Source organism: Streptomyces sp. NPDC044921, assembly GCF_056432865.1.
On record NZ_JBWKIF010000014.1, the window covers coordinates 1 to 14,032 of the forward strand.

Genomic DNA, 14,032 nt, shown 5'->3' on the forward strand with positions numbered 1-14,032 from the left:
TCGATGGTGGCCGCCTCGCCGGTGGGGGTGGCGGAGGTGTGGGGCGGAACCACGTTGCCCGCGGTGCGCAGCTCGAAGAGCTCACCGGGACGGGCGCCCGTGATCAGGGCCGGTACGACCCTGGAGTCGGAGCAGGTGATGAACAGGACGTCCGGTGACTGTCCCTTGGCGAGGTGAGCGAACTCCTCAGGGCGCTGTCCGAACATGCGGGCGTTGTCGATGAGGGGCTGCATGGTTGGTGACTCCTCCTGGCGCGCCGTGGGGTGCGCGTCGGACTTACACGACAGGGGTGGGGGTTGTGCTGCTCAGCAGCGGAACACCTGTGGAGCGGCGGGCGAGTGGGCGGACGCCCACCTCGGCCTGCCATCGTGCGCAATGCGGGCCGTGACCGCGTGACGCGGCCGAGGCCCGCCCCTTCATGGGCGGGCGGTCCGGCGTGCCGGAGACGCTACCGCCTGCCCGGGGCCCATTTCGGGTATGCAAAGGACCCGTTCGATCCCCGGGGACTTACGACTCCCGCGCTGTGTGCGCGGACGCAATGGGCACCGAACACGCCGGGAACTGGAGGACGAGCAGGACGGCGACACCGAAACTACGGTCTGGGGCTTCGTGACTCCGGACATGCGCCCTCCTGCCAGTCCACTACCCTTTGTGTGTACCAAGGCCCGGTCAATGGTCAGTCAAGAAACACATTAACTTGGCAAAGTCGTTTGCGGGGTTAACTGAGCGTTTGTGGCTGAAGAGAGCCTGAAAGTCGAAGTGGACTTGGCGTAAAAGTTTCTTCGACGGCAGCCGATGGCTGTTCGGCGCGGCGGAAGGCGGCCGTGCAACGCAATCGCGCCGGCGTCGCCCCTCGGAAACCGGGGTGTGACAGACGACCCCGTTTCCCCCTCCCACTCGACCGTATAGCGCATGGGGGATCTTGCCGCAAGCCCCCCACAGGGGACGAACATGGCCCTTCGCGCGACGAGACGCGACAGGAGGACTGGGGGAGTGAACATGCGGACGCTGTTGTCCACGATCGGCTCGCGGGGAGAGGTCCAGCCGGTGATCGCTCTGGCCCTGCGATTGCAGGAACTGGGGCAGGAAGCCGTGGTGTGCGCACCGCCTGACTTCCGGGAATGGGCGGAGTCACTCGGGGTCACCTATGTTCCGGTCGGTCCGCGGCTGCAGGCCACGGCGAAACAGCCGGCAGGAGCTGTGCCCACGCCCGGGCAACTGCGACAGATGATCGAGGGCACGGTCGCGGAGCAGTTCGCGGTGGTGGGTTCGGCCGCCGAGGGATGCGACGTGATCCTGGCAGGCGGTGCTCTCGCGATCGCGGCTCGCTCGGTGGCCGAGCAACGGGGCACCGGCTACGTCTACGCCGCGTTCGCGCCCATGACGCTGCCCTCCCCACATCACGCACCGCCCGTCTTCGGGATGCTGGGAGACAAGCCGGCGGACGGCACGATCGACAACCGGACCCTGTGGGACCAGGACGCACAACGCTGGAACGCCATGTGGGGCGCGGCCCTCAACGCGCAGCGCGAGGCCACCGGGCTCGCTCCGGTCGACGATGTCAGGCGCCACATCTTCACCGACGCCCCCTGGCTCGCCGCCGACCCCGCCCTCGCGCCGTGGCCCGAGCCGTCGGAGCTGGACGTCCTGCAGATCGGGGCGTGGACGCTGACCGACCACCGCCCGCTCCCGCCCGAGCTGGAAGAATTCCTCGACGCCGGAGAGCCGCCGGTCTACTTCGGATTCGGCAGCGTACGAGCCCCCGAGGGCGTCACCCGGACGGTGATCGCGGCCGCCCGTGCACTCGGCCGCCGCACGGTTCTCGCCCGCGGCTGGGCCGGCCTCTCGCTTGACGAGCCCGCGTCCGACTGCCTGGTGGTCGAAGAGGTGAACCAGCAGGCACTGTTCCCGCGCGTCGCCGCGGTCGTGCACCACGGCGGGGCCGGCACCACCACCACGGCTGCCACAGCCGGGACACCCCAGGTGCTCGTCCCGCAGATGTTCGATCAGTTCTACTTCGCACACCGCGTCGACGAGCTACAGATCGGCAGCGCCCACCCAGGGAGCAACCCGACGGCCGACTCCCTCACGACAGCGCTGCGACGTGCCCTCGCCCCCCGGACGGTGCGGGCCGCCCGTACCCTGGCGGGCCGGATGCGCACCGACGGCGCATTCACCGCCGCGCGCCTACTGATCGGCAAGCAGCACTGACCCACCGTCAGGCCGCCCGGCGCACGGGCTGCCGTTCCAGCTCACCGCCCCCTCGGGCCGACCGCACGGCGCGCACCTCCGGGGGAGAGAGACCCTCACGCACGCCCCGCCGGTCGTCAGAGGGCGGCGACACCGTGGTGCCGGGCGTACCGGGCGGCCTCCGCGCGGTTCGCCACGCGAAGCTTCCGCAGGACGGCGGCCACATGGTGCTCGACGGTCCGCCGCGACAGGAACAGCGCCTGCGCGATCTCGGCGTTGCGCAACCCGTCGGCCAGCAGGGCGAGCACCTCCCGCTCACGGGCGCTGAGCCCGTCGGGGCCCGCCGCGCGCGACGGGCGCCTGGGGATGTCGCGCACGCCGAGCCGGCGCAGCCGGCGGGCGGTGATGTCGCGCATCGGTCCGGCACCCAGACGGTCGAACGCGGTGAGCGCCTGCCGCAGTGCGCCCTCGTCGGTGGTGCCGGCGAGGGCGAGCGCGGCTTCGTAGGGGCAGCCGAGCTCCTGCCAGCGTGCGGACGCCGCCCGCGGGCGCCCCGACAGCTGGAGCCGGTACGGCTCGGCGACGTCCGGCGGCACGGCGGGAGGCCCGTCGAGCAGGGCGAGCCAGGAGGCGAGTTCACCCAGCAGCCACGGCTCACCCTGTTCCTCCGCCGCGGCCGACACCGACGTGGCGATCGCGCGCACCTGGCCGGTGTCACCCGTGTACGTGACGGCCTCGATCAGGGCCGGTGTGGCGCCGATGATCCAGCCCACGACCGGTTCGGCCGTGACCATGGCCGACCGTGCCGTGGTCAGCAGGGGACGGGGGTCGCAGTCGCCCCGGCGTGCGCGCAGCCGCCCCAGCACCACCATGCTGAGCATCTTGCGTCCGTCGTCCACGCCCGCCGTGCGCAGCACCTCGGACGCGAGCGCCTCCGCCTCCTCCCACCGTCCCTGGTCGAGCAGCGCACGGGAACGGAACGCGCGCAGCCACTGCCGCCAGACCTCCTGGCCGTGGTCGTCGGTGAAGGCGAGGGCCTCGCCGTACCAGCGTTCGGCCTCCGCGTACCAGCGGCGGGTCACGCAGATCAGCTGCAGCCAGAAGTAGGCGAGCCCGGCCTGGTCGTGAGCGGCCGCCCCGCGGGCCAGCCGGACGCTCTCCCCGATGAGGCCGAGGCCGGCCGCGTCCCCGCCCAGAGCGCGCCCGATGCCGATCGACGACAGCGCGAGCGCCCGCCCCTGCGGATCGGTTCCGTCGCCGGTCATCGCGAGGAGCCGCTCACCCCAGGCGAGCGCCTCGGTGTGCCGGAACGCCATCGCGGACAGTTTCGCGCGGACGGCGCAGGCCAGTGCCAGCTCAGGCGTCGGCGGCGGCCCGGACAGCAGCCCGAGGGCCTCCTCACAGGCCTTCTCGCCGAGCTGGATCTGCCGGGCCAGATGCGCCGCGGTGATCGCCAGACCGACCAGTGCCCCGCCCTGCCGTCGCCGGTCACCCGCCTCCCGCCACGCCTCGGCCGCTGCCTGCCGGGCCCGCAGGGCGGCTTCGAGGTCGTCGGCGAGATGGCACTCCCGTCCGAGTTCCTCCAGCAGCCCCGCCCGGTCCGCGGCCGGACCCGCACCGAGGGCGTCGAGCGCGTGGCGCAGGTGGGCGGCGGCTTCCTTGTGAGATCCGAGCGCGGACGCCCGCCGCGCCGCGAGGGGTGCGTGGACCAGTACGGCGGCCCGGTCGTGGGCCCGTTGCGCGTGCTCGGCGAGCCGGGCCGGTTCCACCTCGCCGGTCGGGCGCGCGGTGAGCACGGCCAGTGCCCGCCGGTGCAGCTCCGCCGCCCGCCCCGGCGGGACGGCCTGCTCGACTGCGACGCGCACCAGCTCGTGCCGGAACGCGACGGTGCCGCGATCGCCGGTGAGCAGCCCACGCTCCACGCACGCGTCGAGCTCTCGGGCCGGGCGGCCGGAGACCGCTTCGACCAGCCATGGCGCGGCCCGGGTCCCCAGGCAGGCGAGGGTGTCGAGTGCGTCGCGCGCCCCCGGTTCCAGACGTGCGGCTCGGGCGAGCACCGCGTCCCGGACGCTGGCGGGCACGGTCGCTCCGCGGTCGGCCAGCACCTGCGTCACGAAGAAGGCGTTGCCCCCGGTACGGCGGTGCAGTTCCCCCGGATCGATGCCGGTTCCCGCCGCGAGACGCGCGACGGCCGCCTCGGACAGCAGCGGCACGGTCAGCCGGCGCACCGAGGGAAGCGCCGCCAGGTCGCCGGCCAGCACCCGCAGCGGATGGCGGGGCCCCACCTCGTCCTGCCGGTAGGCCACGACGACCAGGGCCCGGCAGGCCCCGAGGCGGCGGCCGAGGAAGCGCAGCAGGTCCAGGGTGGCCTCGTCGGCCCAGTGCGCGTCGTCCAGCACCACACAGGTCGGAACACCGCCCTCGCGCAACTCGTCGAGCAGGAGGCGACGCACCTTCACGGGGTCGATGCCGTCGCTGAGCTCCCGGCGCAGCGGATCGGGCAGGGCGCCGGTCATGTCGCGCAGCGGACCGAGCGGGAGCGGTGTGGCCAGTGGTTCGCTGCTGCCGCTGAGCAGGCGTACGTTCCCCAGGCGTCGGGCGAAGGCGTGGAGCAGCGCGGTCTTGCCCGCCCCCGCGTCACCCCCGACCAGGACGAGGCGCCCGGCGCCGGCGGCTGCCTCGTCCCACCAGCGGGTCAGCGACCCGAGCTCCCGCTCCCGCTCTTCCAGCGCCCATGTTCCGGCCGTCACCCTTCGATGGTAGGTAGGCGACCGCCCGGGAGGATGGGTATCGCCTACCGATGTCCGCGCCCGGCCGTCGCGCGCACGCTGCCTGATGAGGAAGGGACCCATTAGGACGGCGGAGGCGGCCATGGACTACGACATGATCATCGTGGGCGCGAGCATCGCCGGCTGCACGGCGGCGACGGCGTACGGCCGGGCGGGGCTGCGGGTGGCGCTGGTCGAGCGGCACCGCAGCCCGCAGGCGCACAAGACGCTGTGCGGGCATTTCGTGCTCGGCGGTACGCACGACGTGCTGCGGCGACTGGACCTCTGGCAACCGATGCTCGCGCGCGGCGCGGCGGTGACGCACGGCCTCGGCGTATGGATCGGATCCGGGGCGGGGCCGGCGACCCGGCCCGGGACACGGGCCCAGGGCGGGACCGAGTGGATCGTCCCCCGGCCGGGCGACCAGGTCCCGCCCGCGATCAGCCTGCGCCGCAGGAAACTCGACCCGCTGCTGCGGGAGATCGCCGGGTCGACCCCTGGAGTGGACCTCAAGCCCGGGCACCGGGCCGTCGGCCTCGTCGAGGGCGCGGGGGGAGCCGTCGAGGGGGTCGTCACGACGGACGTCAGGACCGGACGCACCGCCACGCTCCGAGCCCGTCTGGTCGTCGGCGCGGACGGTCACCGGTCCACGGTCGCCGGTCTCGCCGGGGTCATCGAGGACCACGCCCCGAACGAGCGCTTCCTGTTCTGGACCTACTACGAGGGAGCGGTGGCGAACGGCCCCGGCGACGGTCAGGTCTGGCGCATCGGGCGGGACGTCGCCGTGTGCATCCCCGTCGACGACGGGCTCACCCAGGTGGGCGTCTTCCCGGCGAAGGACCGGCTCGCGGAGTTCACCGCCGACCGGACCGCCGCCTTCGAACGGTTCGCCGCGGGTCTGCCCGACGGGCCCTCCCTGGCCGGCGCGCGACGGGTGTCGAACCTCGTCGGCACCACCGACTACCCGTGCGTCCGCCGCGATCCCACGCCGCGGCCCGGGCTGGCCCTGATCGGGGACGCCGCGACCACCTCCGACCCCGTCCCGGCGGTCGGATGCGGCTGGGCGTTCCGCAGCGCGGTGTGGCTGGCCGACGCGACCGCCGAGACCCTGGCCCGCGGGGGAGACCTGCGCCCCGCACTGCGCTCCTACCGTCGGGCGCACCGGTTCATCGACCAGTACGACGCCCTGGGGCGGCGAGAGGCCCTGGCCGCACCGCCCGACCGTCTCCAACGGGCCGTCTACGCGGCCGCCGTGTCCGACCCCGACATCGCCCGCCGACTGGCGGTGTTCGCGATGCGGGCGGCCGGCCCGTCCGTCCTGCTCAACCCGAAGGTGATGGCCCGGGCCTTCGCCGGATCCTGGGTACGGGGCAGGCGGCGCGACGGGTCCCGGGTGCCGGCCGGCGCCGGCACGGGGCACCGTGCACCCATGCCGTAGGCGGGCGAGGATGGTAGAAGGGCAGGGTCCGACCCGGTGCCGGGAGGTGGCGACCATGCTGAAGACGCCGCTGTGCGACGTGCTGCGGATCGAGGTGCCCGTCATCGGCGCACCCTACGGGCCCTTCGAACAGGTCGATCTCGCCGCCGCGCTGTGCGGGGCGGGAGCCCTCGGCAGCCTGGGCACCGCGGTGCGCCCGGTGGCCGATCTACGGCGCCAGTGGGCCCGGATGCGGGAGCTGACCGACCGGCCCTTCGCCGTCAACCACACCCTGCGCCCGCTGAACGAGGAGGCGTTCCGGGCGACCCTGGAGGAGCGCCCGGCCGCGATCTCCTTCCACCTGGGCGTTCCCGGTGACCTGATCGAGCGCGCACACGAGGCGGGCATCCTGTGGATCCAGCAGGTCATGGACGTCCGGCAGGCGGAACAGGCCGTCCAGGCGGGCGCGGACGTCATCGTCGCCCAGGGCGGCGAGGCGGGCGGCCAGGGCGGTGAGGTGTCCACGATGGTGCTCGTCCCGCAGGTCGTGGACATCGCCGGGGACACACCCGTCGTGGCCGCGGGCGGCATCGCCGACGGACGGGGCATGGCGGCGGCACTGACCCTCGGCGCCCAGGGCGTCGCGATCGGCACGCGCCTGCTCGCGTCGGTGGAGATGGCCATCGCCGACGAGTGGAAGGACCGGATCGTCGCCGCCGATGCGCGTGACACGGTCAAGCTGCGGCACAGCGAACGGTTCATGCCGCCGTTCTCACGCCCCGGGGGTTACGCCTTCCCGCGTTCGCTGCGCACGCCCTTCCTCGACGACGCCGAAGCGCACCCCGAGCAGCTGGAGCCGGCCGAAGCCGGCCCCCGCATCGTGGAAGCGATGCTGGACGGGCGCGGACACGAGTTCCTGCCCTTCACCGGCCAGTCGGCGGCGCTGGTCCACGACGTCCTCCCGGCGGCCGAGATCGTGCGGGGCATCGCCGCTGAGGCGGAGTCGATCCTGCGCCGCACCGCGGACGCGTACACGCGCCCCACGTCACGCTGAGCGCGGTCCCGGGCCCGTCGGCGTCGGCACTCCGTCCGCTCAGGTCCTGGCCTTGCGTCCGGCGGAAGGGAGGTCCCCGGGGCCGGGGAAGATGTACAGCCCGATCAGCAACACGTACAGGGCCAGGCTGAGCACCGGGTTGACGAAGACCGCGGCGAAGGCGATCAGGTAGAGCAGCGGCCCGACGCGATAGCGGCGGGACACGGCCCGTACCAGGTCCGGATGCATCCGGGCGTCGAGCAGTCCGCGGCGCGCAGCCCACCACCAGCCGATGTTGAAGAAGACGGCCTCCCCGAGGATGACGCCGACGTAGATCCCCGCCGTCAGCACCTGCTCCTCGTGGCTGCCGCGCAGGTACTCGGCCAGCAGGCTGGCGGTCCAGGGGATCGGGGCGACGAAAAGGAGGAGGGCCAGGTTGAGGGCGAGCAGGGTCTGGTCGACCCGTTCGACATAGCGCCACATGTTGTGATGGGTGACCCAGATCTGGCCGACGATCAGGAAACTGATGACGTAGGCGAGGAAGGCCGGCCACTCATGCGCGAGCGCGGCACCGAGGCTCTCGGCCTCGGTCTCGCCCGGGACGAGGCCGAACAGTTCGACGGACATCAGCGTGAGCACAATGGCGATGACCGCGTCGCTGAACGCCTCGACCCGTCCGCTGTCCCGCTCGCGTTCCGCCCCGACCAGCCACCGCCCCGGTGCGGCGTTCACCCCACCGTGCGACGGCTCGTCGCCCGCGTCGCCCCCGGCCGCGGTGCCGTGTTCCGCCATACCGTCCGCCACCTCCGCTTCCCCGGTACAGCACCCGGAACGCGCCATATGTCACTTGGTTACCGAATCTAGGTCTTTGCCTGTCGTGGGCAATCACGGGACGTCCGCCGGTACTGCTCCGACCACGGGGCATCGCGTGCCGGAGGCGTCTCGGGCACAGAGCCGCTGACCGGTGTAGAGGCCCGTCGCCTCGGCCTGTAGGGTGCTTGTCCGACACACGGTGCCTCATGCGGCCGTAAGCGGCGCTTGGGAGAGGCGGAGTGGTTTTGGCTGACGACGCATCCGCCTTCGCGGGCGCAGAAGCGGCAGGCAGCAAACATGCGAGCGTGGTGTTCTCCACCGATGCCGAGTGGGCCGACCATGTGGAGGCGTTCGTCCGCGCAGGACTGCGGCGCAGCGAACAAGTGCAGTACTTCGCGGACACCACCGACCCCGGTCTCGTGATGCGCACCCTCACCGACCGCGGCATCGACGCCGACTCCGCCGTTCGCTGGGGTCAGCTGGTGGTGACGACCGCCGCGGAGACCTATCTGGCCGGAACCGGATTCGATCCCGACGCCATGGTCGGCCTGTGGCATGAAACCGTCGCATCGGCCACCGCGCGCGGTCATGCGGGCGTGCGGGCGATCGGGGAGATGTCCTGGGCAGCCCGCGACGTCGCCGGTGTCGATCGTCTGCTCGAATACGAGTTGCGCATCCACCACGAGGTCTTCGACCGTCTGCCGTTGACCGCATGGTGCTTCTACGACCGGCGTCTGCTGCCGCACGATCATCTCGAGGTGCTCGCGGGAGCACATCTGACGCAGCTGAGGCCGCCCGGGTGCGACGACCGTGCGCCCGGGCTGTCGGTCGTTCCCCTGGCCGACGGCCCAGGCCTGCGCCTCGCCGGATCGGCCGGATACGAGAACCGGCACGTCACCGCGGCGGCGGCGGCCGCCCTGGCCTGGTCCCCGGCGCAGCGGGTGACCCTGGACCTGTCAGGCCTTGATCATCTCGATGCCGCGGCGCTGGCCGACCTCGCTGAAGCGGCGATACGACGGTCCGCCGGGGCATCCGTACACGTCCTTGGTGCTCCTTTGGCTCTGACGCGCATCCTGGAGCTCTTCCCCGAGCTCGGCAGTGGTCTGGAAGTGGTCGGCCGATGACGACGTTGACACGCCCGTCTTCCGGCCCGGACCACGACGCGGTCTTCCACCACCCGGCCCTCTTCTACTCGACGCCGGAGGACTACCTGGCGGGCGTCGGCGAGTTCATCCGCTCCGACGCCTCCCGTGGACGTCCGGTGCTGGTGGCCGTGCCCGGCGAGCGTCTGCGTCTGCTCCAGGAGATGCTCGGCGCTGATCACCCGCACATCACCTGGGTCGACATGCGTCAGGCCGGACGCAACCCCGGGCGGATCCTGTCGATGCTGCAGGAATTCGCCGACCGCAACCGCACCGGGCGCCCGTCCATCGTGGGCGAGCCGATCTGGGTGGGACGCACGCCGGAGGAGACCCGGGAGGCCACCCGTCACGAGGCGCTGATCAATCTGGCCTTCGCCCACCGCGGTGCCACCATTCTGTGCCCGTACGAGACCGCGCTGCCCGAGCCCGTGCTGGCCGAGGCGGGCCGCACCCACCCCGTCATAGCGCGGGCCGACGGTTACCTTCCCAGCCCGGCGCACACGGATCCCCACGAGGTCTGCCGGGACTGCGACACGCCACTGCCCGAACCCGAGAGCGCCACCGTTCTGCACTTCGGCGAACGGGACCTCGCAGGCGTCCGGGACGCCGCGCGGCTCTGGGCGGAAGCGGAGGGCCTGTCACCCCGTCGGGGCACCGACTGGCTGCTGGCCGTCAGCGAGGCGACCAGCAACTCCGTCCGTCACGGTGGTGGGGAGGGCACTCTGCGTCTGTGGCGCTTGGGGCAGGCGGTGATCGCCGAGATTCGCGACCGCGGCCGGATGGCCGATCCGCTCGTCGGACGGCAGCGGCCCGACCCCTTCTCGGCAGCCGGCGGCCGGGGCGTGTGGATGATGCACCAGCTCTGCGACCTGGTGGAGATGCGCATGCTCCCCACTGGTCTCACCGTGCGCCTGCACATGACCGTGGACTGACCTGATTTGCCGTACGGGGGGCCAGACGCCCGGGTTCACCTGTCCCTCGACGTTCGTGCAGTCGGCCACCGACCTGGTGCTGTGTTGTGGCGCACGGGGACGGGTGCGTGCGTCGGTGCGGGCTGCGACTTCCCGGGTATCCGTCAGCCCCGTGCGTGGTGATGCGGCGACGCGCTGCTCGGCCGCTCGGCGGTACGCCATAAGGTGGGCGGGAACGGGCGTCTGGCAGTAGTGCGCCGAAGGAGGATCGTGGTGCCCGCCGACGCTGTCGTCCGGGCCCGGTGACGTGACGGAGTGCGGCGGGTATGCGAGTAGAGCTGGGCGCTGCGGTGTCCATGGCGCGAGAGATCGGTGAGCAGCTCCTGGCCCCACAGGCCGCGGCCGTGGATGAAGGGCGGAGCTGGCCTGAGAAGGGCATGGCCGCGCTGCGGTCCCGGCTGGGCGGGTTGGTGGTGCCGGCCGCATACGGAGGGATGGGGCACGGGCTGCTGGCAGTGGCACAGGTGGGGGAGGCGACGGGACGGGCCTGCGCCTCGACGTCGATCTGCTTCGGCATGCATCTGGTCGGCTCAGCGGTGATCGCCGCCAAGGCCAGCCGGCGGCAGCGGGAGCTCTATCTGGAACCGATCGCCGCCGGTGAGCACCTGACGACCCTGGCCCTGTCGGAGCCGGGGACGGGCGGGGAGTTCTGGCTGCCGCAAACCCGCATGGAGCGTGTGGCGGGGGACCGGCTGCGGCTGACCGGATCCAAGAGCTTCGTCACCAACGCCGGCCACGCCGATTCCTATGTCGTCTCCACTCTGGCCGCCGGACCGGGCATGCCACCGGGACAGTTCTCCTGCACGGTGGTCGACGCCACCGTGCCGGGTCTGGAGTGGGGGCCGCCGTGGCAGGGCTTCGGCATGCGCGGCAACGCCTCGCGCGGGATGGAGCTGCGAGGGGCCGAGATCGCCGACTGGTGCCTGCTGGGGGAGGAGGGCGACGAGATCTGGTACGTGTTCAACGTCGTCGCCCCCTATTTCCTGATGGCCATGGCCGGCACCTATCTGGGAGTGGCCGCTGCGGCCCTGGAGGAAGCCCGCACCCACCTGCTGCGGCGCAAAGGGGCGCGCACCGGCCGGTCCGCTGCCGGGCAGCCGGTGGTTCAGCACCGGCTGGGCACGATGTGGGCCCGCGTGGAGCGCACGCGGCGCCTGATCTACCACGCCGCCGCCGAAGCGGAGATCGGCAGCCCTGACGCACTTCTCGGGCTGGCCTCCGCGAAGGCCGAGGTGGCCGACGCTGCCGAGGCCACCGTCAACGACGCCCTGACCCTGGTCGGCGGGGTCGGCTACGGCGAGCAGTCACCGCTGCACCGTCTGCTCCGCGACGCCCGTGCCGCGCACGTGATGTCCCCCGTGACCGACCTGCTGCGCGTGTGGACCGGCCGGGCCCTGCTCGACGAACCGCTCCTCGAGGGCTGACACGATGAGCCACGGTCTGCCCCTGTTGCTGCTCGTCGACGTCCCGTCCGGGACGGTCAGCGCCGTCACCGCCGAACTGGCCGCAACGGCCGAGATCATCCAGACCACCGCCGAGGACGTACTGGCTTACACCGGCGGTACGCCCGGCCGGCGCCGGCCGACGGTGGTCGTGCTCGGGGAGACGGTCACGGCGCCTGTCGGCGTCGTCCACTCCCTGCGGCCGCACCCCGGGGACCTGGCCGTCGCCGTGACGGCCGTCCCCGCCACGAAGGACAAGCTCGCCGTGCTCCCGCTGCTGTTCTCCGACGAGGTGGTGCGTCGGGTGGAGGGCGGTCAGGCAGCGCATCGGCTGTCCGGTGTGGTGAGCGAGCTGCTGCGGCACCTCAGTCACCGTCGAGCGCACGTGGCGGCGCAGGCCGCCGCCCAGCGCAGCTTGTCGGCGGGGGCCTCGATCGACCGGCAGCTCGGGGAACGGCTGCTGGGAGAGTTCCTGTCCCAGGCTCCCATCGGTGTGTTCATGCTGGACGGCGACGCGGTCGTCGCCTGGAACCGGCGGGCCGCCGATGTACTGGAGCTGACCGAGGCCCAGGCACTGCACCGGCCGTTGACCGACCTGTTCCCCGAGGACCAGCGCACCGCGTTGCACCGCCACCTGACGACCGCCGGCCGACACCGGAACGCCGAACCCGACGCGGTCTTCGAACGCGTACGCGGCGACGGCACCTCCCAGGCGCTGAGCATGGCTGTCCGGCAGGTGCTGGACACCGAGGGACGCAGCCGGACGCTCGTCCTCACCGAGGACGTCACCGACCGCCTGCACGCCCAGCGCAGACTCGCCGAACGCACCACCCACGCGTTGCTCACCGCGGAAGTCGCCGCCGCCATGACGGCTCCCGGACCTCTGGGCGAACGCCTGCACCGGTGCGTGCGCGCCGCCACCGACCGCCTGGGCGCCGACCGCGTCTGCGTGTGGACCCTGAACACCCGTGGCGAACTGGACCATGCCATCTGCGCCGAAACCGACGCCGAACACCTCGACACCTCCCTGTGCGAGCGGAACCAGCGCGCTCTGGCGGAACGCGTGGTCGCGTCACGCCGACCGCACCTGGACCTCGCCTCACGAACCGAGCCGCACGCCTCCGAACCCTCGGAGACGCCTGGCTCGTTCGCCGGTTTCCCGCTCGTCTCCGGTGGGGAACTGCTCGGTGTACTGTCGATCACCACACCTCTGGCGCTGCCCGGTTCCGTCCTGGCCACCTTGGAGAACATCGCCGACCAGATGGCCGTCGGCGCCCAGCAGGACCGTCTGCTCAACCGCCTGACGGAGGCCACCCGCGCCCTGGAACGGCCCCTCCTCCCACCGCGCCTTCCCGACCTGCCCGGGTTCCAACTGGACGCCCGCTACGCCCCCTTCAGCCAGGGGCTGCACATCGGCGGCGACTTCTACGACGCCTTCACCGCCCCCGACGGCCGGCACGTGCTGGTCCTCGGAGACGTCTGCGGCAAGGGACCCGACGCGGCCGCCATCACCGGCCTGGTCCGGCACACCCTGTGGACCGCGGCCCAGCACACCAGCGAACCCACCCACGTGCTCGACCTGATCAACACCGCGCTGCGCCGCCAGAACACCCCTTTCTGCACCCTCGTCTACGTGGTCATCGACGCCAGCCGGACCCCCGCCCGCCTCCGGATCGCCAGCGCCGGCCACCCCGCACCGCTCCTGCGCCGAGCAGCCGGTGACACCGCCCCCCTGGAGACACGGGGCCCGTTGCTCGGCGTTCTGGACACACCGCGCCACCCGGTCACCGAAGCGGAACTACGAGCCGGTGACACCCTGGTGCTCTACACCGACGGCTTCACCGAGGGGGCCGGCGCCGCCGACCAGCGGACCACGGAAGACCTCGCTGCCATCGTCGCCTCCCTGCCGCCGGCCGGGGCGTCGCCACCCGCGCAGAACATGGCCACCGCCCTGATGGACGACGCTCACCGGTGGTGGGGTGAACGACTGCGCGACGACCTCGCCGTGCTGACCCTGACGGCAACTGCGCCGCACGGCCCACCCGGTGGGCTGGGTCCCTGACATCTGTCAGGAGCGGCAGCGCGTCTCGGTTCCTACGATACCGGTGCCCGGTCAAAGCGGCCGGACTGCGCCGACCTGCGTGCGCGCAGAGAGCAGGAAGACGAACGCGCCCTGCTTCAGGCCCCATGGGGCAGGTGGAGTGAGGCGCCGGCGCACAGGAAAGCACAGCGAGTCGGCCACCGACGAGCCACCCG

10 protein-coding genes are annotated in these 14,032 nt (G+C 72.4%); 7 read left to right on the top strand and 3 right to left on the bottom strand.

The features are described from left to right. Positions 1 to 233 (bottom strand): carbonic anhydrase (locus AC07DA_RS22235; protein WP_479129897.1); only part of this gene is annotated, 233 nt, incomplete at its 3' end. A 766-nt stretch (positions 234 to 999) separates the two neighbouring features. Between AC07DA_RS22235 and AC07DA_RS22240 the strand changes: the two genes are divergently transcribed. Further along, positions 1,000 to 2,211, top strand: coding sequence for a glycosyltransferase (locus tag AC07DA_RS22240; RefSeq protein ID WP_479129899.1), 1,212 nt, complete (start codon positions 1,000 to 1,002; stop codon positions 2,209 to 2,211). A 116-nt stretch (positions 2,212 to 2,327) separates the two neighbouring features. Here AC07DA_RS22240 and AC07DA_RS22245 read toward each other — a convergent pair whose 3' ends face one another. Then, entirely contained in the window at positions 2,328 to 4,940 is a 2,613-nt protein-coding gene (locus tag AC07DA_RS22245; protein ID WP_479129900.1) for an ATP-binding protein, read from the bottom strand. Positions 4,941 to 5,061: 121 nt separating this feature from the next. Between AC07DA_RS22245 and AC07DA_RS22250 the strand changes: the two genes are divergently transcribed. After that, complete coding sequence (locus tag AC07DA_RS22250; protein ID WP_479129901.1) at positions 5,062 to 6,396, top strand: NAD(P)/FAD-dependent oxidoreductase; 1,335 nt, start codon at positions 5,062 to 5,064, stop codon at positions 6,394 to 6,396. A 55-nt stretch (positions 6,397 to 6,451) separates the two neighbouring features. After that, entirely contained in the window at positions 6,452 to 7,429 is a 978-nt protein-coding gene (locus AC07DA_RS22255; protein WP_479129902.1) for an NAD(P)H-dependent flavin oxidoreductase, read from the top strand. Between the two features lie 39 nt (positions 7,430 to 7,468). Here the strand turns inward: AC07DA_RS22255 and AC07DA_RS22260 are convergent, their stop codons facing one another. Beyond that, positions 7,469 to 8,200 (bottom strand): TMEM175 family protein, encoded by a 732-nt coding sequence (locus tag AC07DA_RS22260; protein WP_479129903.1) that lies wholly within the window; start codon positions 8,198 to 8,200, stop codon positions 7,469 to 7,471. A gap of 260 nt (positions 8,201 to 8,460) precedes the next feature. On the opposite strand from AC07DA_RS22260, the gene AC07DA_RS22265 reads away from it, so the two are divergent. The 4 genes from AC07DA_RS22265 (at position 8,461) to AC07DA_RS22280 (ending at position 13,838) form a co-directional block, all read left to right on the top strand. Further along, positions 8,461 to 9,345 (top strand): MEDS domain-containing protein, encoded by an 885-nt coding sequence (locus AC07DA_RS22265; RefSeq protein WP_479129904.1) that lies wholly within the window; start codon positions 8,461 to 8,463, stop codon positions 9,343 to 9,345. Then, on the top strand, positions 9,342 to 10,295 hold the full coding sequence (locus AC07DA_RS22270; RefSeq protein WP_479129906.1) for an anti-sigma factor RsbA family regulatory protein: 954 nt from the start codon (positions 9,342 to 9,344) through the stop codon (positions 10,293 to 10,295). Before AC07DA_RS22265 ends, AC07DA_RS22270 begins: the two co-directional genes overlap by 4 nt. 305 nt (positions 10,296 to 10,600) lie before the next feature. Beyond that, positions 10,601 to 11,758, top strand: coding sequence for an acyl-CoA dehydrogenase family protein (locus AC07DA_RS22275; RefSeq protein WP_479129907.1), 1,158 nt, complete (start codon positions 10,601 to 10,603; stop codon positions 11,756 to 11,758). A gap of 4 nt (positions 11,759 to 11,762) precedes the next feature. Continuing rightward, entirely contained in the window at positions 11,763 to 13,838 is a 2,076-nt protein-coding gene (locus tag AC07DA_RS22280; protein WP_479129908.1) for a SpoIIE family protein phosphatase, read from the top strand. The last annotated feature ends 194 nt before the right edge of the window (positions 13,839 to 14,032 follow it).